Here is a 22,673-nt window from a genome sequence, read left to right on the forward strand (position 1 = left end):
CCTGGGCGGGACGACGGCGCCTTCAGCCGTTGTTGTCGGAGGGTTTCGGCACGCCCAGAAGCTCTTCCAAGCCCGACAGCGCCTCGCCGTTCTTGACGACGGTGCGCAGCCACAGGTGCAGCGACATCTCGCCCCAGCTGGCGGCCTTGTCGGCCAGGTAGGCCACCGGGCTGTGGGGCTCGGTACGGCGGAAGAACTCGGCCACTTCCCGTAGTTGCGCCAGCGCCTGATCGCGCGTTTGCAGCGGACCGCGAGCTGGCGCGGCAAAGGCGGTGGATTCAGTCGGTGTGTCGGCGGCGGACAAGGAAGGCTCCAATCGCGGGGCGACGGGTGGAATTCCCGGCGCGGTCGCTGCGGGCGCGGACGGCGCCAGGTCGGCGCGCACCAGCAGCCCGGCTTCGCGGGCAAAGCGGTGCACCAGCGCGGTCACGTCCTTCAACGCGTCGCGCACCGGCGAGAAGGCCGGCCCCTCGTCGCCCAGGTATTCGGCCAACGTGCGTTCCAGCACGTCGACCGCGGCAAAGCAGCTTTGCAAATTGGCTTCCAGTTCGGAATAGAACGCGGGCGGCGTATCGCGGCGCGCGGCGTCGAACTGGTCCATGGTGACTTTGCCGCGCGTCAGGTCCGCGGCGTGCTGCGGCGTGCGCTTGACCGCGTTGGCCAGGTGCGCCGCGCTTTCCCATATCGCCGCGCCAAAACGGCCGCCCTCGGATTGGGTCAGCGGCAATTCGCGGATCAGCTGCTGCGAACGCGACAGCAGCCAGGCCAGATTCCCCACCCGCTGTTGCACGTCGCCATCCTCGGGCACGGGGTGCAGCCCATCCCAGTAGCGGCGGCACAGGCCATCCAGCAGCAGGTATCCATCACGCAAACCCGCAAAGCCGCGCGTCTTGGCCCAGGCTTCGGCCAGCCACGCCGCCACGCGCACGTCCTTGCTGCGGTCGCGCAGCACCTCGGTGCAGACGCGGATCACGTGCGGCCAGTCGGCCTCTTTGATGTCGATGATCCAATCGCCCTGGTCCAGATGCGGATCGTCCTGGCGGCGGGCTTCGCGGATGGCGTCGAACTCGGCCGAGAACACCATGTCGGCGCCACAAGGCGCATCGCCCGAGATGGGCTCCAGCAATGTGTCGATATCGGTCATATTGGTCTTGTTGAATGGCAAGATCGCGGCCACCCCGCTTGCGGGTGCGACCGCCCGAAAGAGGCCCGATCATCCCATATCTGCCCACCGCTTACGTTCGAAGATGACACGTCCTATTACAAAGCGCATCACGCACCCTGGCTATGATTCATGCTCCCGCACGCAAGGAAACGCGATGAACAAATCCTTCCATCAAATGCCTGACGGTCACTTCATCAACGGCACGCCCCGCCGCTGCCCGGACGGCACCTACGTCGGCGACGGCGGCCCCATCACGCGCGCCCCCGACGGCACCTATGTTGCGGGCAAACCGCAGCGCGCGCCCAACGGCCGATACCTGGGCGGCGACGGCCCGGTCCGCATGGCGCCCGACGGCACCTTCGTGATCGGCACCCCCAGGATGGCGCCGGACGGTACCTACCTGTAAGCACTTTTTACCAACCTCCGGAGCCCCGTACAGCCATGGCAGAGCGATCCGTGATACGCAAGGGCGACCGCACCTCGCACGGCGGGGTGGTCGTCACCGGCGACGAGAGCGTGATGATCTTCGGGCAGCCGATGGCGCGGCTGGGCGACCGCGTCGCCTGCCCGACCTGCGCGGGCCAGCACGTCATCGTCGAAGGCGCGCCGGGCGTCAGTTCCGACCGGCGCACCGCGCTGGAAGGCATGAAGACATCCTGCGGCGCCACACTGATTGCCAGCCAGCAGTTCTATCGCCTGGAGCATGGCGGCGGCTGAACATCCGTCCGCCCGCTTCCACTGACCTGAGGGTTTGGGGGCAACAGCCCCCACCTGCGCTGGATTCGCCGCGGCGCGCGTTGTCGTGCACAATCCCGCCACGCCCACTCCGCGGTATCCCAAGCAGTCCTTATGACGCCTTTGCAGCCCCTTTCGATCACCGCGCTGGTGCTCGCCGCCGCCCTATGGCTGACGCCCCCCGCCGTGCATGCCGCCGACACGCCGGCCCCCAGCAAATCCACCGCCCGCACCGCATCGCCTCCGGACGGCATGCCCGAGTACGGCGAAGGCAGCCACGGCCGCAGCCTGACACTGGGCCTGTACGACGGCGACACCTTCCAACCCGCCGCCAACACGCCGTACCGCCTGTTCCTGACCGCCAAGAACGATGCGATCCAGGGCACGCCCAGCGGCGACGGCATCCTGCATGGCGTCACCGACGCACAGGGCCGAACCGCCTGGATCTGGACCACGCAACCGCACGCCGCCGCGGATTTCACCCTGATCCGGCGCATCGGCGACGGCCCATGGGGCCATTTCTTCCAGCTGCATTCCAGCGGCGACAACGAACCGCTGCCCGCGTGGCCCTACATTCTGACGCTGCGCCAGCGTTGGGGCGAGCAATGGGTTGACCTGGGCTACACCACCCGCCAGGGCGCGACGGCCTACTTCAGCCACAACATGCCGGCAGGCAGCATCTCGCTGTCCATCGAATCCCGCACGACCGACAACCGTGCCTGCTTTGGCGAGCTGGATGCCGTCAACCGGAAGCTCTCCCGGAACGACCTGGAAGGCGCGGAACAATCGATCGGCGCCATGCGTTGCGCCGACACGCCGCGCCAACAGCTGGACCTGGCTCACCTGCTGCTGATGGCCGGCCAGCAAGATCAAGCCCGGCAATGGGTACTGCGCGCGCGTCAGTGGCGTTTCCCGGAATCGCTGCAACGCCCGGACACGGCGCTGTTGCAAGACCGCCTGAACCTGGAACGGCTGCTGGCCATGCCCGACTTCGCCCTGGCCGATGCGCAGATCCTGCAGCAACGCCAAGCCAAGCGCGGACGGGCGCCACGCCAAGGCGACGCGGACTACGACAACGAAATCGCCTACTACCTGGCGGACTTCCCCAACTTTCTGCCGCAGGCCGAAGCGCACGTGCGCGCGTCCATCCACCGCGCTGGCCCCAACCCCTACAACCAGGGCATGCTGGGCTGGATTCTGGCGTTGCGGGGCAACACCGAAGAAGGCCTGCGCCTGATGCGCGATTCCTACCGAGGCATCCCGCGCAACGAAGAGATCGTGGCGGACTACGGCCTGACGCTGTGGCGACACGGGCAACCGGAATACGCCGAGCGACTGTGGGACGAAGCCCAGGCGCAGTGCGTATGGGGCCGGCGCCTGCATGACGCGATGCGCGAAGCGCAGTATCCGCACCCGTATTTCCAGCCGGCCGATTCTCCGGCGGTGCAAGCGTACCGGCAGCGCTGCGATCGCCCGCGGACCAAACAGAAGCTCTGGCACGCGGACGCCGCCCTATAATCGCCCCACACGCCGCACGCTACGCGCCTGCCTTGGGGCAGCCGCAGGAGACCGCCATGAAATCCTCGTTGATGCCTCTGATTGCCCTGCTGGCCACCGCCCTGCTGCTTGCGGGCTGCGCCCCCGGCAAGGGCGGCCCGCCCCATCCCGGCGCCCCCAACCCGTACAGCAACGGCGGCTTCCATGATGCCGGACCCAACTATCCCGAGACCGGCCGCTAGGCCACCCGCGCTGGGAAAAATCCGCGACTGGTGCGTGGATCAGATGGGGGCTAATTCCCCCATCCCCGCCTAGCCTGGCTGCGCCAGCAAGCGCTGGATCTCCGCTTCGGTTTCGGCATAGTTGCCTTCCCCGAAGTGGCGATAGACCACTTGGCCTTGCTTGTCGATCAGATAGACCGCCGGCCAGTACTGGTTGCGGTAGGCCTCCCAGGTGGCGTAGCGGTTGTCCTGCACCACCGGATACGTGATCTTGAAGCGTTCCAGCGCCTTCTGGACATTGGCGGTCGAGCGCTCGAAAGGGAACTCCGGCGTGTGCACGCCCACCACGACCAGGCCCTGGTCCTTGTACTTCTGATGCCAGCTGGTGACGTACGGCAGCGTGCGAATGCAGTTGATGCAGGTGTACGTCCAGAAATCCACCAGCACGACCTTGCCGCGCTGCGAGGCCACGGTCAGCGGCGGGCTGTTGAGCCAGTTTTCGATGCCGGTGAATTCCGGCGCGGGAGCCGGCGCGGCGGCCTGCGCGGCGCCGGGCAGCACCGCCGCCAGTGACGTGGCAATCAACGCGCCCAGCGCGATCTTCTTAAGGTAAGCAAACATAGTCGGACTCCTTGTGGTCGGTAGCGAAAGGTCAGTTGAAAAGATTGCTGATCCAGGCGTAGGCCAGGACGTCGTACTGGAAATAGATGACCGCCGCCGTCATGATCAGCAGCACGCCAAAGCCCTGCTGCAAACGGTGCGTGTAGCGCGACAGCCCGCGCACCCGGGCCGCGATGGCCTGTCCGCCATAGGCGATCGCCAGCATGGGAATGCCGGCGCCCACGGCGAATACCAGCAGCAGCGTGCTGGACTGGGTCAGGTCTTGTGCTTTGGCGGCCAGCACCAGGATGGACGCCAGCACCGGGCCCGCGCAGGGTGTCCACACCGCGCCCAGCGACAAGCCCAACAGAAAGCCGCCGGCATTCCCGCCGCCGGACCCGCCCGCGCTGAACGCCAGCTGTTGCAGCGGCCCGCCGAACCGGGCGATCAGCCGGTCATAGGGCTGCGGCCAGATGCGCACCAGGCCGAACAGCGCCAGCAACGCGATTGAGGTGGAGCGCACGGCCTCGTGCACCGTGGCATTCAGATTGGATAGCAGGCTGAGCGCAATGCCCAGTCCGGCGAACGCCAGCACGAAGCCGGACACGACGAACAAGGGGCGCATCCGCCCGGGACGTTCAAGTGACGTGCCAAGCAGCACTGGCAACAAGGGCAGCACGCACGGCGACGCGATGGTCAGCATGCCGGCCAGCAAGGCGATGGGGGTGTTGATCAGGTCCATGGAGTGTCCTTTGGAAAGAGGCCCCATTGCACCTGCGGCACGTATCCGGTTTGTGCCGGTCTGGCGCGCTTTTTTCCCGCTTATGTATCCGCGCCCCGCCCGTATACAGTACGACACACATCCCGGATCGGCCGGCGCTATAACCCGTTCATCCCGTCTGCGGAGCCCTTCCGATGAAACGATTCCTTGCCGTGCTATTGCTGCTGTTCGGCGGCTTCACCGCCGAAGCCGCCAAGCCCTTCCAGTGCCAGCTGATCACCAACACCCGGCCACGCCGGGATCCCCTGCCCCCGGTATCATGAACGCCACGTCCTCCCACCCTGAAAAGGCATCCTCAGATGGATCACGTTGATCACGTCATGATCGTCGACGACGATCGGGAAATCCGCGAATTGGCCGGCAACTTCCTGAAGAAGAACGGACTGGCCGTCACGCTGGCGGCCGACGGCCGGCAGATGCGGTCGCTGCTGGAAAGCCTGTCGGTCGATCTGATCGTGCTGGACATCATGATGCCCGGCGACGACGGGCTGGTGCTATGCCGCGAATTGCGCAGCGGCAAGCACCGCCGCATCCCCATCCTGCTGCTGACGGCGCGCAGCGACGACATGGATCGCGTCCTGGGCCTGGAAATGGGCGCCGACGACTATCTGGTCAAACCCTTCGTGGCGCGCGAACTGCTGGCTCGCATCAAGGCGATCTTGCGGCGCACACGCATGCTGCCGCCCAACTTCCAGGTGACGGAACCGGGCCGCGAGATCGCGTTTGGCGGCTGGCGCCTGGATACCACCGCGCGCCATCTGCTGGACGCAGACGGTACGGTCGTGTCACTTAGCGGCGCGGAATACCGGCTATTGCGCGTCTTCCTGGATCACCCGCAACGCGTGCTGAACCGCGACCAGTTGCTGAACTTGACGCAAGGCCGCGACGCCGACTTCTTCGGCCGGTCGATCGATCTGCTGGTCAGCCGCCTGCGCCAGCGCCTGCGCGAAGACGCGCGCGAACCCCGCTACATCAAGACGGTGCGCAGCGAAGGCTACGTGTTCTCGGCCGCCGTCGACGTCTCGGAATCCGATCAGTGAACACCGCCGCTCCACGCCGCTTCGCCTGGCCCGGCACGCTGGTCGCGCGCCTGTTCCTGATCTTCCTGGTTGGTCTGCTGCTGGCGTATGGCCTGTCGTTCGCCGCGTTATTCTATGAACGCTACAACGCCACCAAAACCATGATGCTGGGCGACCTGGAGCGCGACGTCGCCATCGCCATGGACATCCTGGACCGGCTGCCTGCCGCCGAACGCCCTGCCTGGCTCCCACGCCTGTCCAGCGGCAACCGGGAATACCTGCTGGGCAACGGCGATGCCGACCAGCCGCTGGAACTGGAGGCCGCCCGCACGGCAGCGCGCACCATCGAAGCCGCACTGGGCGCCGCCCGGCCCGTCACCGTGCGTGCCATGGCCAACGATCCCCGGCACATCCAGGCGCGCGTCGTGCTGTCCGATGGCCAGCCCGTGATCCTGGACATCCACCTTTCCCTGATGGGCCCGGCCCCGTGGCTGCTGATCGTGCTGGCGGTGCAACTGGTCCTGCTGATCGGCTGCGCCTGGCTGGCCGTGCGGCTGGCGGTTCGCCCATTGACACGCCTGGCCCAGGCCGCCGAAGCGCTGGACCCGAACAGCAAGAGCCCCGCGCTGGACGAACGCGGCCCCAGCGAAGTCACCCACGCCGTCGCCGCGTTCAACGCCATGCAGGAACGCATCGCCACGCACGTCGCCGAGCGCATGCAGATGCTGGGCGCCATCTCGCACGACCTGCAAACGCCGATCACCCGCATGAAGCTGCGCACGGAATTCATGGAAGATTCCGTCGACCGCGACAAGCTCACGAACGACCTGAACGAAGTCGAACGGCTGGTACGCGAAGGCATCGACTACGCCCGTAGCGCCCACGGCAAGGTCGAACCACCGGTCCGCGTGGAGCTAACCGCCTTTCTGGAAAGCCTGGTGTACGACTACCAGGACACCGGCAAGCAGGTCAGCCTGTCGGGGGATCGAGCCGGCCCCTTGCTGACCCGGCCGCATGCGCTGCGCCGGATCCTGGGCAACCTGATCGACAACGCGCTGAAGTTCGCGGACGCCGCCGAGGTGCAGGTCCTGGCACGCGGCGAGTCGGCGCTATCGATCTTTGTACTGGATCGCGGGCCAGGTATTCCCGAGCATGAACTGGCGAATGTGCTGCAACCCTTCTATCGCCTGGAAGGCTCGCGCAACCGCGACACGGGTGGCACGGGGCTGGGCTTGGCCATCGCCCTTCAACTGGCCGAGGTCCTGGGCGCCAAGCTCGTCTTGAGCAACCGCGACGGTGGAGGCTTATCTGCGGAACTCCGCATGTCGCGGTAAGGCGCCGGTGCGCGGCGGATCCTAGTTTGCGGCCAAAGCGCCCGACTTCAGCAACGGCTCCAAAATCCCGGCGGTGTAAACGCGCGCCACGTTCTGCAGGAACGCCGTGAAGTCGGTCTTTGCGGCATGGTCGGCACGGTCCGAAATCACCCGCATCACCGCGAACGGAATCCCGAATTCGTAGCAGACCTGCGCCATCGCCGCGCCCTCCATTTCTACGCACAGCGCGTCGGGCAAGCGCTTGCGCAGCGCCAACGCGTCGTCGTTGTGGCTGACGAAAACATCGCCCGTGGCGATCAGGCCCTGGTGGACGCTGGGCACGGCAAGCGTGGCCCGGCCAGTCGCCACCGACGCGCCCCTCGTTCGGATGAACTGACCGGCATGTTCGTGCAGCAACGCGCTCAAACCCGCATCCGCCTCAAAGCGCACACGTCCCAACAAGGGGATCTCATGCTGATCGAACAAGGGCCGCGCGTCCATATCGTGCTGCATCAGGCTGCTGGCAACCACCACATCGCCCACGTCCACAGCCGCATGCAAGCCGCCGGCCAGCCCCGTGAACAGCACGCGCGACACCTGAAATTCCCGAATCACGATCGACGCCGTCGCGGCCGCCGCCACCTTGCCGATGCGGCTAAGCGCAATCACGCACGGCGTACCCCATAGCGTGCCCACATGGAAATCGCGCATGGCGATGCGATGGATGGTCGCGCCCGGGTCCATCGCGGCAAGCAGGTCGGCGATCTCTTCGTGCAAAGCGCCCAGAATGGCAAGACGGCTCATGATGTCCTTGTATTTAGCTGGCGACACGACGAAATGCCGCGCAGGGCGGAACATACTTTAAATGATGCGGGGGTTCCAATGGGCGGAGTACTGGCCATGCGATGTGTGCTGCAATCGGTGCAGCGCCCTGTATCCCAGCGTATCCGGTTTTCCCTGGCGATACACAGCAATGCGACACCGCCAGCTCGGCGACACAAACGGGATACAGACGCTTGGTGCAATGCAGGCTCCATCCACCCCGCGGCCACGCCGCATCATGATCGGGAGCCATCATGGCCAATCAACTTGAAGAAGTCCTCTACACCGCCAACACCCACACCACCAGCGGCCGCGACGGCACGGGCCGCAGCAGCGACGGCGCGCTAGACGTGCAACTGAGCCCGCCCGGGTCCGGCAAGCCGGGCACGAATCCCGAACAACTGTTCGCCGTGGGGTATTCCGCCTGCTTCATGGGCGCCATGAAACGCGCGGGCGCCGCGAATGGCATCGTTGTGCCGAAGGACGTGGCGATTGATGCCAGCGTGTCGCTCGGCAAGGTCGACGGCGGGGCGAATTTTGCGTTGGGAGTGGTGCTGGCGGTGTCGCTGCCGGGGTTGAGCCAGGAGGAGAAGCGGACGCTGGTGGAAGGCGCGCATCAGATGTGCCCGTATTCGCGGGCGATCAGGGACAACGTGGATGTGCGGTTTGAGGTGGTTTGAAGGGTTGGAGTTATCCATAGCCCCCCCTTCAAGTACTGCCTACTTCTTCGGGTGTCCGGAAAACCCGGGCTAGCTCAGACTGACACCTTAAATTTTTCAGGACTGATCCCAAGCGTCGATGGTCAGGAAGTGTTTGGCGGGACAGGCCGCCACGCGGTCGGCATGTACTTCAATCTTGCCCATCCAGCCAGGCGGCTGGGCATATTCCTCGCCCTCGTCGATGCCGAAAATCCAGACGCCCCCCTGGGATGACTGGATGCCGCCGCCTTCGATCAGCGGCAGCACATCACCAGCGCGGGAGATGTAGCGGTTCGGGTAGCCGCTTCCTGAGACCTTGGCGGCCTTGCCTTGCTTGACCAGTTTTTCGATCCAGCGGAGACCCTCCGCGCCTGCCTCCCACTGCGCCAGGATGGCCGCACGACAGGCTTTCGCGTCGGCGCGATCGCATTCCTCGGGGCTGTGCGTCGATATAACGATCCACCAGCCGATCATTGCGCTGCCAAGTCCTTGCCGGACAGAGTATTGTTGTTTTCCATCGTACTGTTCATATGAAGTCCTTTTGTCGCGCCTTCCGATCGGCCGGCAGGAGCACCTGGAAGAATCACCAGGCCGTCGTTTAAAACCGCCTTATTGAATTCCAATATGCCTAATATCAGTGTTCCTTTCAACCCTGCTCCCCGCCGACGGCGCTTGCCTGCCGTCGTAAGGGTCGGGGGAGCACTACCGTAGTACCGATCCGCCCCGCAGCGCATCGATCGCTAAACGCAATCGCGAAGACACGCAAACGAATGCGCGCCACGCAGGGGCACGCCCAAAAAAAACCCCGGCGATTGCTCGCCGGGGACGTCCCTGCACACACACAACACCGATTGATCAGTTGGCGAAGACCTTGATCTGGTCGCTTTTCAGCACGTCCGGGGTCAGGCTCTTTTCGATCCACTCCATCGACGTGTCGGACACGCCCGGGGTGACCAGTTCAGCCGGGACGATGGTGATGTCGGCCAGCACCTTGAACGGGTACTTGTCGCTCTTTTTCGTCACGCCGAACAACTGCGCTTCCAGGCCCTGGCCGTCGGCGCGATGCATTTTGACTTCGCGGCCGTAGCCCTTGAAGGTCACGTCGTGCATGGCGGCGGCCACTTGCTCCGGGCTGGGCCACGCGCCGCCGTTGTCCTTGATGGCTTTTTCGTAGCCGGCTTTCAGGCCCTGAATGGCTTGCACCATGTGGTAGACCGAGTAGATCGGGTAGGCGCCGGTCTTGTCGTGGAATTTCTTCACGAAGGCCTGGTGCTTCGGATCGTCCTTGGTTTCCGGATGCAGGAAGTAGTGGTCGCCGCGAGCGCCGACGTAGACGCCTTCAGGCAGCGCGTTGCCCAGGCGCTCCAGCGAGCTTTCGGCCAGCGACAGCACAAACGTCGAGTTCTTGAACAGGTTGCGCTGGGATGCCTGGCGCACGAAGTTGTCCAGGTCGCCGCCCCACGACGTCGAGACAATGACGTCCGGACGCAGCGCTTGCAAACGGCTGATTTCGGTGGAGAAGTCGGCGGCGCCGAACTTGGGGAACATCTCGGCCACGACCTTCACGTCCGGCTTGAATTTCTTCAGCGCGGCCAGGAAGATGTCGCGCGAATCGCGGCCCCAGGCGTAGTCCTGGTTGACGATGGCGATGGTCTTGAAGTCGGGCTTGACCTTCATCAGGTACAGCACCTGCGCGACCATTTCAGTGGTGGCGTTGGCCTGGGTGCGGACGACGTACTTGTACTTCTTGCCTTCCAGGGCCTTTTCCGTGCCGCAGTCCCACAACACGTTCAGCACTTTCAGGTCTTCGGCCACGGGCGCCACGATGTTGCAATGGCCGCTGGAGATGGCCGACAGCATGACGCGCGTGCCGCCTTCGGCCAGGCGGCGGTATTCGGACAACAGCTTTTCGCCGCCGCCGCCTTCGTCGATGTAGCTGGGAACGAGCTTGACGCCGTCGATGCCGCCGGCGGCGTTGATATCCTGGATCAGGATCTCGGCCGCGTCGCGGGCCGGCACGCCGAACACCGATGCGGACCCCGACAGGAAGGTCGAAATACCGATGTTCAATTCCTTCGGCTTGTCCGCGGCGCTGGCCAGCGCCGTGAAGCCCGACAGCAGGGTGGCGCCCAAAAGGGCAGCCAGTCTTGAGGTTTTCATGGTCTTGTCTCCAGTGTTGTAGTCGGGTCTATGCCCTTAGAAAACGATGGCGTCGCGCAGGCTGCCGCCGGTAGCGAGGTGATCGAACCCCTCGTTGATCTGGTCCAGCGAAAACGATTTGCCCATCATCCGGTCCACCGGCAACTGGCCGGCCTTGTACAGGTCGATGTAGCGGCTGATATCGATGGCAGGCACGCCTGACCCCAGATAGCTGCCGCGGATGTCCCGCTCTTCGCCCACCATCTGCGACAGCGACAACGGAAAGCTGAACTTCGGGTTGGGCAAGCCGGACGTGACGGTCGCGCCGCCGCGCCGGGTCAGTTTGTAGGCGGTTTCGAAGGCGGGTACGGCGCCTGCCATGTCGAAGCCGTAGTCCACGCGGCCACCGGCCAGATCGAACAGGTCGTCGTCTGTCTTGACCTGTTTGGGGTTGACGGTGTGGGTGGCGCCCAGCTCCTTGGCCAGCGCCAGTTTTTCGTCGCTGAGGTCAACGGCGACCACGCGGCGCGCGCCGGCGGCCACGGCGGCCAGCAATGCGCTGAGTCCCACGCCGCCCAGCCCCACGATGGCCGCGGTGTCGCCTGCCTTGATGCGCGCGCGGTTCAGCACCGCGCCGGCGCCGGTCAGCACGGCGCAGCCGAAGAGCGCGGCCTCACGGTGGCTGAGTTCGACATTGACCTTGACGCAAGACCGGCGCGACACGACCGCATATTCCGCGAAGCACGACACGCCGGTGTGGTGGTTGATGTATTCGCTGCCGATGTGCAGGCGGCGGTCGCCGCCCAGCAAGGTTCCCTGCGTATTCGCCGTAGCGCCCGGTTCGCACAGCGCGGGCCGGCCTTCCATGCACGGGTTGCAGCAGCCGCAGCTGGGCACGAACACCATGGCGACGTGATCGCCCGGTTTCAGGTCCGTGACGCCGGGGCCGGTTTCAACGACCTCGCCGGACGATTCGTGGCCCAGCACGATGGGAACGCCTCGCGGGCGGTCGCCGTTGATCACCGACAAGTCGGAATGACAGAGGCCCGCCGCCTTGATCTTCACCAGCACTTCGCCCGTACCGGGCGGGTCCAATTCGATCTCGGCGATGGTCAATGGCCGGGTCTGGGCGTAGGGGCCTTGAACCCCTACGTTGCGCAACAACGCCGCTTTGATTTTCATGCGTCTGACACCCACGGTAGAGAGAAGACGGCCCGGACTTGGCCGGGCCCATTCAAGACGATCAGACGGTACGGCCGCCGTCCACGGGGAATTCCACGCCGGTGATGAACTCCGCCGCGTCGCTGGCCAGGAACAAGGCCGCGGCCGCCACGTCCGACGGCTGGCAGAATCGGCCCAACGGAATGGTGGAGACAAACTTGGCGCGGTTCTCGGGGGTGTCGGGCAGGCCCATGAACAACTCGAACATGCCCGTAATGCCCATCACGGGGCAGATGGCGTTGACGCGGATGCCGTCGGGGCCCAGTTCCACCGCCATGGATTTCGACAACACGTTGACGGCGCCTTTGGACGCGTTGTACCAGCTGAGCCCGGGGCGCGGACGGATGCCCGCCGTGGACCCCACGTTCAGGATCACGCCGCGCTTCTGCTTGCGCATCACGGGCACCACGGCTTGCGCCATGTGGTAGATCGACTTCACGTTGATGTCGAACATGCGGTCGAACATGGCCTCGTCCACGTCCAGCATCGGCTGGTTCTTGTGGGTGATGGCCGCGTTATTGACGACGATATCCACCGAGCCGAACGTTTCCTGGCACGTGCGGACCACGTTGTCGATATCGGCGCGGCTGGACACATCGGCCTTCACCGCAAGGGCGGCGGCGCCCACCTCGGCGGCCACGCGGTCGGCGGCTTCCTTGTTGATATCGGCGATGACGACCTTCGCGCCTTCTTTGGCGTACAGCTTGACGATGCCTTCACCGAAGCCGCTTCCCCCGCCGGTGACGATGGCGACTTTCCCTTGCAACTGACTCATGACTTGTCTCCGGATAGTTTGGCGATCATTCGCCGTAGAACTGGATCAGCGTTTTGGTCGTGCTCATTTCTTCCAGGGCGATGAAGCCCTTCTCACGTCCATGGCCGCTTTTCTTGACGCCGCCAAAGGGCAGTTCCACACCGCCGCCGGCGCCAAATCCGTTGATGTAGACCTGCCCGCATTTGATGCCGCGCGCCACGCGCTGCTGGCGCCCGCCGTTTTCCGTCCAGACCGCGCCCAGCAGGCCGTAGTCGGTGGCGTTCGCCAGCCGGATGGCATCGGCCTCGGTGTCGAACGGCAGCGCGACCAACACGGGGCCAAAGATCTCTTCGGTCAGCAGCGTGCTGTCGTGCGACGGGGCGCTGAACAAGGTGGGTTTGACGAAGTAACCGCCCGCCGGCACACCGTCGGCGATGGCGCCTTCGGCCGCCACTTTCAAGCCGTCGGCCAAGCCCTTGGCGATGTAGCGGTTGACGCGGTCGAACTGCGCCTTGTTGACCACCGGGCCGCACGTCAGGTCCATGTCCGGCGTGCCGGCGCGGACCTTCGAAAATTCTTCCGCCAGCGCCTTCATGAAGTCGGCGTAGATGCCCTTTTGCACCAGCAGGCGGCTGCCAGCGGTGCAGGTCTGGCCCGCGTTGTGGACGATGCCTTTGACGATGGCGGGGATGGCCAGTTTGTAGCGGGCGTCGTCGAACACGATATGGGCGGACTTTCCACCCAGTTCCAGCACGCACTTCACCGCGTTGACGGCGGCGGCTTGCTGGATCAGCACGCCGACCTCGTTCGATCCCGTGAAGGTGATGAAGTTGATGCCGGCATGGCGCGACAGGCTGGCGCCCGCTTCTTCGCCCAGGCCCGTCACGACATTCAGCGCGCCAGGCGGGAAGCCCACTTCCAACGCCAGCTCGGCCACGCGAACGATGGACAGGCAGGCGTCTTCGGCCGGCTTGACCACGGCGGCGTTGCCCATGGCCAATGCCGGGGCGACGCTGCGGCCGAACATCTGCGCGGGGTAGTTCCACGGAATGATGTGGGCAGTGACGCCCAGCGGCTCGCGGATCAACTGGACGGAATAGTCCTTCTGGAACGGGATGGTCTGGCCATGCACCTTGTCGGCCGCGCCGCCGTAGAACTCGAAATAGCGCGCCAGCACGGTGATGTCGGCGCGGGCGGTGGACATGGGCTTGCCCGTGTCGCGCGATTCCAGCTGAGACAGTTCTTCGTGGTGCGCCAGCACGGACTCGCCCAGGCGCAGCAGCAGCCGGCCGCGCTCCAGCGCGGTCATGCTGCCCCAGCCGCCATCCAGCGCGGCGCGCGCCGCCGTCACGGCGGCGTCCACGTCGGCTTGCTGGCCGCGCGGGATGGTGGTGAACACCTTGCCGTCCACTGGCGACACCACGTCGATGGTGCGTCCGTCTGCGGCATCGGCCTTGCGGCCGTCGATAATCATCTGCGTCATGGATAGTCTCCGGGTATTCAATTCAAGGTGATCGAGCCGCGCTCGATCGTCCAGATCTGGTCAGGGATGTCGCCAAGCAACTTCACGTTGGACTCGGTGATCACCACGCATAGGTCGGGTTGCAGTTCCTTCAGCCGCGCCAGCGCTTCCGTGTAGTCGCGCGCCAGCTTCGGGGCCAGGCCCTGGAAAGGTTCGTCCAGCATCAAGAGCCGGGTGCCGACCATGATTGCGCGCGCCAGCGCCACCATCTTTCCCTGGCCGCCCGACAGCGCCGATCCAGACCGGCCCAGCATGGGTTCCAGCTGCGGCACCACCTTCAGCACCGTGGCAATGCGCGCGGCGATCTCGGCCTTGGACTGGCCTTGCACTTCGCAGGGCAGGTTCAGGTTTTCTTCCACGGTCATGGTCGGGAAGATCACGCGGTCTTCGGGCGCGTACCCCACCTTCAGGGCGGCACGCTTGTGCCCGGGCAACGCCGTCAGGTCCGTGCCGTCGAACGCGATCTTGCCGGACTTGATCTTGGTCAGGCCCATGATGGTGCGCAGCAGCGTGGTCTTGCCCGCGCCGTTGCGGCCCACGATGCCGATGGTCTTGGATGGTTCAAAGCCGGCGCTGACGTCGCGCAGGATGCGGTTGCCCGCCAGGTCGACATTGATGGCCGATAGATTCAACATGGTTCAGGCCCCCAGCACTTCGCTTTTGATCTGCGGGTTATTCAAGACCTCGGCGGGCGTGCCGTCGGCGGCCACTTTGCCGGCGATCCAGGCGGCCACCCGCGTGGCGTAGCGCGACACAATGTCCACGTCGTGCTCGACGAACCAGCTTGTCACGCGGCGTTCGTCCAGCGCGTGCATCACGGTTTCCATCAAGGCGAACTTGTCTTCAGACGCGACGCCGCTGGTCGGTTCGTCCATGATCAGCAGCTTGGGTTGCAGCGCCAGCGCCATCGCCACGTCAAGCAGCTTGCGCTTGCCTTCCGGCAGTTCGATGGACGCTTCGTCAGCCTCGGGCAGCAGCCCCACCAAATCCAGCGTGGCGTCCACTTCCTTGTCGTCGATGGTGCTTTCCAGCGACCGGAACCAGCTGAGTTCCTTGTTGCGCCGCGCAGCCGCGATCTGCACGCACTGGCGCACCGTATGCTCGGTGAACAGCTGCGGCAGCTGGAATGACCGGCCGAGCCCCAGGCGCACGATCTTGCGCGGCGCCATGGCCGTGACGTCGCGGCCGTCGAAGTACACCTTGCCCTTGGACGGCGCCAGATAGCCCGTGCAGATGTTGATGAAGGTGGTCTTGCCGGCGCCGTTCTGTCCGATCACGGCCAGGCGTTCGCCCTCGTGCAGTTCGAAATCAATGTTGTCGGCCGCGACGACGCCGCCGAAGGCCAGGTACAGGCCGGTGGTTTGAATCAGGGGTTTCATCGTCAGTTCCTTGCCGCTGCCTGCGCATTGGGCGATACCCGCGCCTGCCCGGTGGCGCCGGCACGCGCCAGGTCGCGCTTGCGGGTCGCGGCGCGCTTCATGATCTGGCCGACGAACCCGGTGGGGAACATGAAGATCACCAGGATCAGCGTCAGGCCCAGCAGGAACTGCCACAGGCCCGGGAAGTACGCCGCCGAAACCAATTTCACGGTCTCGAAGCCCACCGCGCCCAGGAATGCACCCGCCGCGTGACCGGCCCCGCCCAGGATCGTGATGAACACGAATTCGCCCGAGCGCAGCCACGATCCGATTTCCGGCGTGACCAGGCCCTGCATCAAGGCCAGGATGGCGCCCGAGAAACCCACCACGACGGCCGACAGTAGATAGCCCTTCCACATGATGAAGTACGCGGAAAATCCCAGGTATTCGATGCGCGTCTCGTTCGTCTTGATGGCCGATAGGGCCTGGCCGCTGCCCGACCGGAAGTAGCGCTGCACCCACCAGGCCAAAACCATCGACAGCACCAGCGTCAACACCAGCAGCGCGCGCTCGAAAGATTCGCGCTCCATCAGGATGCCGGCCATGGTCGGGCGCACGATACGCAGGCCGTCCGACCCACCGGTCAGGGTGTAGAGCTTGCCCAGCAGCGCGAATAGCACCATGCTCAGCGCCAGGTTCAACATGCCGAAGAAGATGCCGCGGTAGCGCACCACGAACAGGCCGATCACGATGGCGGACACGAAGCTGGCGACCACGCCCGCCAGGATCAGCACCAAGGCGTCGGTGCCGGGCATGGCGCGCGCCAGGAAGGCCACGGTATAGGCCGAGATGCACGAGTACATCGCGTGGCCGAACGATATCTGGCCGGCGCGGGCCATCACCGACACGCCCAACGCGGCGATGGCGTAGGTCAGGCCGATGACGATCGGCGTGATGGTCCAGGAATAGGCATAGCCCAGGAATAGCGTGGCCAGCGCGGCCACGAGGCTGAGTACGGCGACTTTCATCAGATCCTCCGCGCTTGGGCGACCGTGAACAGGCCATGCGGCCGGATGATCAGCACCAGCACCATGATGATGTAGGGCACCGCCACTTCCAGTTCAGGCGCGGCGTAGACCGCGATGGCGCGAATGATGCCGATCAGCAGCGCGGCGATCAGCGCGCCGGTGATCTGTCCCAGGCCCGCGGTGGCGACCACCGCGAACGACAGTACCGTCATGTCCGTGCCGGCGCCCGGCACCAGCGATGTGGTGGGCGCCGCCAGCGCACCGCCCAGGGCGCCCAGGATGGTCGCGATCACAAAGGTGACGTAGCCGATCTTCTTGGCGTTGATGCCCAGCGACGTCGCGACTTCCCGGTTGTGGGTGGTGGCCACGGTCTGCTTGCCCAGCTTGGTGTGACGCAGGAAGAACTCCAGGCACACGTAGGCCAGCACCGCCGTCACCGGCACCACGACCAGTTGGTAGGTGGTGTAGGTGATGTCGCCGATTTCGATGTTGCCCAGCCGGTTGACGACCTCGCTGGCGCTGTAGGGCTGCGCGCCCCACAGCAAACGCTGGATGTCTTCCAGCATCAGGAATCCGCCAAAGGTGATCAGCAGTTTCAGGATGGGGTCGTAGTTTTGCGCCCGGCGGATCAGCACGAATTCCATGATGCTGCCCAGCGCCAGGCCAACGGCAATGGCGGCCACGAACAACGCCGCGAACAACAGCACGGGCGAGTCGGTCTTGGGCGCAAGGAACATGACCAGGCTGGCCGCGGCGTAGCCGCCGAATGCGTAGAAAGCGCCATGGGCGACATTCAAAATGCCCATTACGCCGAACACCAGGGTTAACCCCATCGACACCAGGAACAGCAGACTGGCGTACGCCACGCCGTCCACCAAGGCGAGAGGCAGTAGATCCAAGGTCAAGCGTCTTCTCCCAATACGCTAAACACCCGCCGCGCGGATGACGCGTTGCCGCGGCAACGTGACTCTGCACGGTAGTGCGGGCTTGTCGCCCCGGACGCGCTTCGCGCGCCCTTGTCTCGTTATGGACCTTGCATGCCCCACTTCGATGCAAGGCGAAGCGGGCCGCAAGGCGCTTATGTGGACGGCTCGCCAGGCTGGTGAAGGCGCCGGCTATTACCCGTCCGATAATGGAAACGAAGTATAGGTAGCGCCCTTTTCAGCGCCTATTTATCTTTGTGCAAGCCGGGCTTCACAAGCGATAGAGAGACGGCCAGCTACGGGATTTCCACATCCGGGTTTACCTGCAGCATCGCCGCCATCGGCGCACGTGTCTGGTAGTCGGGGATGATGCGGATCTGCGCTTCGCCAGGCAATTGCACATAACGGCCTAGTCCGTCCGGCGCCAGCGCTCCCACCGCCATTTGGGCGAGGCGCAGGCCGGCGGCGTCGCGGATGTCGATCCGCAATCGGGGGGGATTCAATCCATAAGATTGGTCGGCATGCGGCGTCAGCACGCGGTCGCTGCGGGCTTGCGAGAACAGGGCCAGAAACTGCGCCGCGTCGAAGCCGCTGGCCAGGCCCACGGGCGTGGCCGCCCAGCCTTGCCCACCGCGCGCCAACGTCACCGACGCCGCTGGCGTGGCAAGCGTGACTTGCGCGGCTTGGGCCGCATCCCAGGCATACAGGCGCGCCGGTTTGCCGGCGTCGTCGTGCAGATGCGTATGGCCGCCATGGCTGGCCGGGCCCTCGGCGGCCTCGTGCCATTGCCACGCCGACAAGCCCACGCCCGTCGCCAGCAACAGCGGCCACATGGCGCGCGCGGGCTTCACCGCCGCCTCCACCACAGCAGCAATCCCAGCATCAGCGCCAGCAGGGGCAAGGCGACGGTGCTGGTCCAGAACACCGTCCGCATCTGCCGGTTGGTGAGCTCGACGCGACGGCCTTCGTAGTGACGCGGCCGGATCGTCAGCAAGGCGTCCTGGCCCGCCAGCAGCGTTACCGCGCTGGTGAACAACGCGCCGTTGCCCAGCGTGGCGAAATGGCGATTGGTGGCGAAGTCGCTGTCGCCCACCACCAATAGCGCCGGGTGCGCCGCGCCGTCCACGCTGGCCGCCTGCGCGTTGCGGGTGGCCAGTGCCATCAAGGTATAGCGCCCCGCCGGCTGGCCGGGCAGATGCGCCTGGACGGACGTTTGCGCCAGGGGCGTCACGACGACGCCCTGGGGCAAGCTGTCGCCCGCGGGCTCCAGGCCCGCCGCGCCGGGAAAGAAGCTAAGGGGCAAGCCGCGCGTCATCTTGTGGCGCGTGTAGTCGCTGACGGCGGGGCTGCCCGGATCATTGCGGTAATGGCTGCCCGGGTCCGCCAATGCCCCGGGCGGACGGGCGATGCCGAAGTCACCCAGCAACGCCTCCAGGCCATGCCGCGTATCGGGTTCCAGCAGCAGCAAGGTCTTGCCGCCCGACGCGGTCCAATGGCGCAACGCCTGGGCGTCATCGTCGCCGAACGGCGTGCGCGGGCCCGCGGCCACCAGCACCGCGCAAGCCGGCAGCGCCTGCGCAAGGCTGCCGGCATTCACGCCGCGCGTCGCGTATCCCAGGGTCTGCAAGGCATTGCGCGCCATCGCCATGCCATGTTGTTCATGGACCTCCACACGCGCCACCAGGTTCTCGTCGTCGCCATGGTCTTCCAGGTCGTCCAGCGAGGTCAGGCTGTCCAGCACGGCTTCGCGATGCCCCTGCGTGAAGCAGACCGTTTGCGCGCCGCGCTGGCTGATGCGGATCAACGCGTTGGTGAAGTCGGTTTCGGTGCCGCCATTGATCGTCAGTTTGCGGCTATCGGCCGTCAGCACGGCGCTGCCCGCGAACTGGATGCCGGCCTCGCGCGCCTCGGCCGGGCGCAGCGCCGGGTCCACGCCGCGCACGCGGATCAGCGGATTGGCGTGTTCATACTGGCGCAGCAGTTCCAGAGCGTCGACCATGCTTTTGTTGCGCAGGTCGTAGAACCACGTCACCGTCACGGGCTGCTTGATCTGGCGAGCCACCTCGACGCTTTCCGGCGCCAGGCTGTAGAGCCGTTGCGCCGTCAGGTCCATGCGGCCCAGATGGCGCGCGGCCCACAGGTTCAGCGCCAGCAGCAACGCGGCCACCGCCACCACGGGCAACCATAGCGACAGACGCTTGCCGGCGCGTCGCCATGGCGCGCGCGGCATCATCGCAGCCTCCAACGCTTCAAGTTGACCGCGGCGATCATCAGCGCCAGCACGGCGACGCTGGCTAGCGTCACGGTGGCGGGCCCGGGCAGGACGCCCCGGATGAAGTCCACATGCTGCGCCGACAGGGACAGGGCCTGGAAGAACGGCGACAGCGCCGGAAACGCATCAAGCGCGGCGGGGTAGTCGATGAACCACAGCAGCACCAGGATGCCCCACGTCGCGCTGGCGGCGACGATCTGGTTGCTGCACGCGCTGGATACGGCAATGCCTATCGCCAGGAACAGCGCGCCGTACAGAAACACGCCGATGTAGCCGCCCAGGATCGGCCCGTAATCGGGCTGCCCGTACCAGGCCAGCGGCAACACGGCGGCGGTCGTGCCGGCCAGCATCAACGCCAGCACCGTCAATCCGGCCGCGTACTTGGCCGCCACCAGCGCCGCATCCGATAGCGGCAAGGTCAACAGCAGCTCTAGCGTGCCCTGTCGGGCCTCTTCGGCAAACGCCCGCATGCTGACCAGCGGCATCACCAGGATCAGCAAGATCGTCATGTTGTGGAACGCCGTCACCATCTGGCCGGTACTGACGAAGAACAGATTGAAACTGAACAGGTAGCCCGACAACGCCCAAAAGACCGCCACCACCACCAGCGCCACCGGGGATCCGAAATCGGTACGCAGTTCCTTCCGGTACAAAGCACCGAAGCCTTTCATGCACGCCTCCGCAGCAAGGGATCGTTGGGCGCCAGCGCGGCGAGCAGCCGGGTTTCGACCGCATCGTGCAGCGACAGCACGGCCCGCACTTCGGCGTGTGCCAGCACAATGCGCAAGACGGCGTCACACGTCGCTTCGCCGGGGTTTTGACGCAGGCCCATGCCTTCGTCCGCTTCCCAGCTGATACGCCACTTGCTCAGCCCCTCGCCCAACGGCGCGGCATCCACGCCGCGCACGCCCGGGCAGGCCGACAGGGCTGCATGCAGCGCCGGATGGCCTGCCGCCGGCAACGCCAGCTGCAATTGCAGGGCCGACTGCGCCTGCCCCAATGCGGCGTCCTCCACCAGGCGGCCCTGGCGCAGGATGGCGATACGGGTGCACAGGGCCTCTACTTCCTGCATCAAGTGGCTGCTGAACACGACGGCGCGGCCCTCGGCGCAACGGCGGATCATCGCGCGGGCCTCGACGATCTGCACCGGATCCAGGCCATTGGTGGCCTCGTCCAGCAGCAAGACGGGCGGGTCGTTCAGCACAGCCTGGGCCAAGCCCACGCGCTGGCGTTGGCCTTTGGACAGCCGGCCAATCACCGTGCGCGCCACGCCCTGCAAATCGAAGCCGTCGATCGCGCGGTCGATGGCCCGCCGGCGCGCAGGCGCCCCGCCCTCCACCTTCACGCCCGCCCCGAACTGCAGGTACTGCGTCACCGTCAGCGTGTCGTAGAGCGGCGCGCGTTCCGGCAGATAGCCGATGTCCGCGCTGCCGCGCCCCGGCGCCGGCTCGCGCCCGCAGATCGTGATGCGGCCGCTGTCCGGGGCGTGGAATCCCGCCATCAGGCGCAGGGTCGTGGTCTTGCCGCTGCCGTTCGGACCCAGCAGGCCCACGATTTCACCGGGCCTGACGGACAGGCTCAGCGAATGCAGGACCTGACGCGGCCCAAACGACTTGCAGACCTCGTGCAAGGCAACCGCCGGCTGCATGGCGCGCTCCGTCAGTCGAAGACTTTGGTCTTGGCGTTCTGCGCATGTTGCTCCGCATCATGGCTGTACCAGAGCTGGCCCTGGCGCGCGTCGCGGATCTGCTTCAGACGGTCGATGGCCTGCATGGATGCCGCCGTGTTCCAGGTAATGCCGGGAATCACGCCCGCCTCGTTCTCGCCCGTGTAGATGGCGTCCGCCGCCAGCAGCACCGTGCCGGTGTTCTTCAGCTTCACCTGCAACGATTGATGGCCTTGCGTGTGCCCCTTGGTATCCAGCAGCACGATGGAGCCATCGCCGAACAGGTCGAAGTCGCCTTCCACCTGGATGAAGTCGTAGTCGCGCGTGGTGTCGAAGTCCTTCATCACGTAGGCGGCGCGCTGGAACTTCTCGGGCCACCAGGCGGCGCGCAATTCGGCCTTCTGCACCACGTGCTTGGCCTTGGGGAACATCTTGATATTGCCGGCGTGGTCCAGATGGAAGTGCGAATAGACGACGTACTTCACATCGCTGACGTCAAAACCGGCGGCTTTCAGTTGCCGGTCCACGACCTCGTCGCGCCCCTGGATGGAATTGAACGCCCCGCACAGGCCCTGCCCCCAGTAGTTGGCGCAGTTGCCATCGGCGGTGGCCTGGTTCATGCCGGTATCGAACAGCACCAGCCCGCGTGGATGCTGGATCACGTATGCCGGCACCGGAATCTTGATCTTGGTGCCGACGTCCACCATCGCCGTCATGAAGCCTTTGTCCAGCTCGATCTTGCCGACCGAAAGCTGCATCAATTTGATGTCCGGCGACGCGTCGGCGGCGTGCGCACCGCCTGCCGCCATGACTGCCACCGTACCCAATGCACCCGCAAACGTCTTCCAGCTCTTGCTCATTGTTGTCTCCTCGGACCAACAGGGAAAGCCGCCGCCTGGCGGCGACGGCCGATAGCAAGCCACCCGGTGTGTCCCGGGT

At 65.5% G+C, this 22,673-nt stretch carries 26 protein-coding genes; 8 read left to right on the forward strand and 18 right to left on the reverse strand.

Features of this window, described 5'->3' with window-relative positions; translation table 11 throughout:
* Window positions 1-22 precede the first annotated feature (22 nt).
* Entirely contained in the window at window positions 23-1,144 is a 1,122-nt protein-coding gene (gene tssA / locus CQ050_RS11915; RefSeq protein WP_105557122.1) for a type VI secretion system protein TssA, read from the reverse strand.
* 175 nt (window positions 1,145-1,319) lie between these two features.
* On the opposite strand from tssA, the gene CQ050_RS11920 reads away from it, so the two are divergent.
* The 4 genes from CQ050_RS11920 to CQ050_RS30955 all read left to right on the forward strand — a co-directional run bounded on the left by CQ050_RS11920 (window position 1,320) and on the right by CQ050_RS30955 (window position 3,639).
* Window positions 1,320-1,571, forward strand: coding sequence for a hypothetical protein (locus CQ050_RS11920; RefSeq protein ID WP_105557033.1), 252 nt, complete (start codon window positions 1,320-1,322; stop codon window positions 1,569-1,571).
* A 35-nt stretch (window positions 1,572-1,606) separates the two neighbouring features.
* Window positions 1,607-1,882 carry a PAAR domain-containing protein gene (locus tag CQ050_RS11925; protein ID WP_105557034.1) on the forward strand — a complete coding sequence of 92 codons (276 nt, stop codon included), beginning with the start codon at window positions 1,607-1,609 and terminating at the stop codon, window positions 1,880-1,882.
* Between the two features lie 132 nt (window positions 1,883-2,014).
* Window positions 2,015-3,418, forward strand: coding sequence for a tetratricopeptide repeat protein (locus tag CQ050_RS11930; protein ID WP_105557035.1), 1,404 nt, complete (start codon window positions 2,015-2,017; stop codon window positions 3,416-3,418).
* A 56-nt stretch (window positions 3,419-3,474) separates the two neighbouring features.
* On the forward strand, window positions 3,475-3,639 hold the full coding sequence (locus CQ050_RS30955; RefSeq protein WP_199196793.1) for a hypothetical protein: 165 nt from the start codon (window positions 3,475-3,477) through the stop codon (window positions 3,637-3,639).
* A 69-nt stretch (window positions 3,640-3,708) separates the two neighbouring features.
* Here the strand turns inward: CQ050_RS30955 and CQ050_RS11935 are convergent, their stop codons facing one another.
* Together CQ050_RS11935 and CQ050_RS11940 are read right to left on the reverse strand one after the other, a co-directional pair.
* On the reverse strand, window positions 3,709-4,239 hold the full coding sequence (locus tag CQ050_RS11935; RefSeq protein WP_105557036.1) for a thioredoxin family protein: 531 nt from the start codon (window positions 4,237-4,239) through the stop codon (window positions 3,709-3,711).
* A gap of 31 nt (window positions 4,240-4,270) precedes the next feature.
* Window positions 4,271-4,960: a cytochrome c biogenesis CcdA family protein gene (locus CQ050_RS11940; protein WP_105557037.1), complete on the reverse strand. Its 690-nt coding sequence runs from the start codon at window positions 4,958-4,960 to the stop codon at window positions 4,271-4,273.
* 173 nt (window positions 4,961-5,133) lie between these two features.
* On the opposite strand from CQ050_RS11940, the gene CQ050_RS31250 reads away from it, so the two are divergent.
* From CQ050_RS31250 to CQ050_RS11950, 3 genes are read left to right on the forward strand one after another with little or no spacing between them, the layout of a single operon-like run.
* On the forward strand, window positions 5,134-5,262 hold the full coding sequence (locus CQ050_RS31250; RefSeq protein ID WP_255410185.1) for a hypothetical protein: 129 nt from the start codon (window positions 5,134-5,136) through the stop codon (window positions 5,260-5,262).
* A gap of 36 nt (window positions 5,263-5,298) precedes the next feature.
* Window positions 5,299-6,039: a response regulator gene (locus CQ050_RS11945; protein ID WP_105557038.1), complete on the forward strand. Its 741-nt coding sequence runs from the start codon at window positions 5,299-5,301 to the stop codon at window positions 6,037-6,039.
* Window positions 6,036-7,352: an ATP-binding protein gene (locus CQ050_RS11950; RefSeq protein ID WP_105557039.1), complete on the forward strand. Its 1,317-nt coding sequence runs from the start codon at window positions 6,036-6,038 to the stop codon at window positions 7,350-7,352. The genes CQ050_RS11945 and CQ050_RS11950 overlap by 4 nt, the downstream gene beginning before the upstream one ends.
* 21 nt (window positions 7,353-7,373) lie before the next feature.
* On the opposite strand, the gene CQ050_RS11955 is transcribed toward CQ050_RS11950, so the two are convergent.
* Window positions 7,374-8,135 carry a 5'-methylthioadenosine/adenosylhomocysteine nucleosidase gene (locus tag CQ050_RS11955; protein ID WP_105557123.1) on the reverse strand — a complete coding sequence of 254 codons (762 nt, stop codon included), beginning with the start codon at window positions 8,133-8,135 and terminating at the stop codon, window positions 7,374-7,376.
* Between the two features lie 272 nt (window positions 8,136-8,407).
* On the opposite strand from CQ050_RS11955, the gene CQ050_RS11960 reads away from it, so the two are divergent.
* Window positions 8,408-8,833 (forward strand): organic hydroperoxide resistance protein, encoded by a 426-nt coding sequence (locus tag CQ050_RS11960; protein WP_105557040.1) that lies wholly within the window; start codon window positions 8,408-8,410, stop codon window positions 8,831-8,833.
* A 96-nt stretch (window positions 8,834-8,929) separates the two neighbouring features.
* On the opposite strand, the gene CQ050_RS11965 is transcribed toward CQ050_RS11960, so the two are convergent.
* From CQ050_RS11965 to CQ050_RS12030, 14 genes are all read right to left on the reverse strand, one after another.
* Window positions 8,930-9,325 (reverse strand): hypothetical protein, encoded by a 396-nt coding sequence (locus CQ050_RS11965; RefSeq protein WP_105557041.1) that lies wholly within the window; start codon window positions 9,323-9,325, stop codon window positions 8,930-8,932.
* Between the two features lie 381 nt (window positions 9,326-9,706).
* Window positions 9,707-11,011, reverse strand: a complete 1,305-nt coding sequence (locus CQ050_RS11970) for an ABC transporter substrate-binding protein (RefSeq protein WP_105557042.1) — start codon at window positions 11,009-11,011, stop codon at window positions 9,707-9,709.
* Window positions 11,012-11,047: 36 nt separating this feature from the next.
* A complete protein-coding gene (locus CQ050_RS11975; RefSeq protein WP_105557043.1) occupies window positions 11,048-12,172 on the reverse strand; it encodes a zinc-dependent alcohol dehydrogenase family protein in 1,125 nt (374 codons plus the stop codon).
* Between the two features lie 61 nt (window positions 12,173-12,233).
* Window positions 12,234-12,986, reverse strand: coding sequence for a glucose 1-dehydrogenase (locus CQ050_RS11980; RefSeq protein WP_105557044.1), 753 nt, complete (start codon window positions 12,984-12,986; stop codon window positions 12,234-12,236).
* 25 nt (window positions 12,987-13,011) lie between these two features.
* Window positions 13,012-14,448 carry an aldehyde dehydrogenase family protein gene (locus CQ050_RS11985; RefSeq protein WP_105557045.1) on the reverse strand — a complete coding sequence of 479 codons (1,437 nt, stop codon included), beginning with the start codon at window positions 14,446-14,448 and terminating at the stop codon, window positions 13,012-13,014.
* Window positions 14,449-14,465: 17 nt separating this feature from the next.
* Window positions 14,466-15,122 carry an ABC transporter ATP-binding protein gene (locus CQ050_RS11990; RefSeq protein ID WP_105557046.1) on the reverse strand — a complete coding sequence of 219 codons (657 nt, stop codon included), beginning with the start codon at window positions 15,120-15,122 and terminating at the stop codon, window positions 14,466-14,468.
* A 3-nt stretch (window positions 15,123-15,125) separates the two neighbouring features.
* On the reverse strand, window positions 15,126-15,866 hold the full coding sequence (locus CQ050_RS11995; RefSeq protein WP_105557047.1) for an ABC transporter ATP-binding protein: 741 nt from the start codon (window positions 15,864-15,866) through the stop codon (window positions 15,126-15,128).
* 2 nt (window positions 15,867-15,868) lie between these two features.
* Window positions 15,869-16,873, reverse strand: a complete 1,005-nt coding sequence (locus CQ050_RS12000; protein WP_105557048.1) for a branched-chain amino acid ABC transporter permease — start codon at window positions 16,871-16,873, stop codon at window positions 15,869-15,871.
* A complete protein-coding gene (locus tag CQ050_RS12005; RefSeq protein WP_105557049.1) occupies window positions 16,873-17,778 on the reverse strand; it encodes a branched-chain amino acid ABC transporter permease in 906 nt (301 codons plus the stop codon). Before CQ050_RS12005 ends, CQ050_RS12000 begins: the two co-directional genes overlap by 1 nt.
* A 314-nt stretch (window positions 17,779-18,092) precedes the next feature.
* Window positions 18,093-18,647 carry an electron transporter SenC gene (locus tag CQ050_RS12010; RefSeq protein WP_105557124.1) on the reverse strand — a complete coding sequence of 185 codons (555 nt, stop codon included), beginning with the start codon at window positions 18,645-18,647 and terminating at the stop codon, window positions 18,093-18,095.
* On the reverse strand, window positions 18,644-20,029 hold the full coding sequence (locus CQ050_RS12015; RefSeq protein ID WP_105557050.1) for a GldG family protein: 1,386 nt from the start codon (window positions 20,027-20,029) through the stop codon (window positions 18,644-18,646). The genes CQ050_RS12010 and CQ050_RS12015 overlap by 4 nt, the downstream gene beginning before the upstream one ends.
* Window positions 20,026-20,739, reverse strand: coding sequence for an ABC transporter permease (locus tag CQ050_RS12020; RefSeq protein ID WP_105557051.1), 714 nt, complete (start codon window positions 20,737-20,739; stop codon window positions 20,026-20,028). The genes CQ050_RS12015 and CQ050_RS12020 overlap by 4 nt, the downstream gene beginning before the upstream one ends.
* A complete protein-coding gene (locus CQ050_RS12025; protein WP_105557052.1) occupies window positions 20,736-21,716 on the reverse strand; it encodes an ABC transporter ATP-binding protein in 981 nt (326 codons plus the stop codon). The genes CQ050_RS12020 and CQ050_RS12025 overlap by 4 nt, the downstream gene beginning before the upstream one ends.
* Window positions 21,717-21,727: 11 nt before the next feature.
* Entirely contained in the window at window positions 21,728-22,594 is an 867-nt protein-coding gene (locus CQ050_RS12030; RefSeq protein WP_105557053.1) for an N-acyl homoserine lactonase family protein, read from the reverse strand.
* Window positions 22,595-22,673: the final 79 nt, after the last annotated feature.

This window comes from Achromobacter sp. MYb9 (genome assembly GCF_002975275.1).
Classification (GTDB): Bacteria; Pseudomonadota; Gammaproteobacteria; order Burkholderiales; family Burkholderiaceae_B; genus Achromobacter.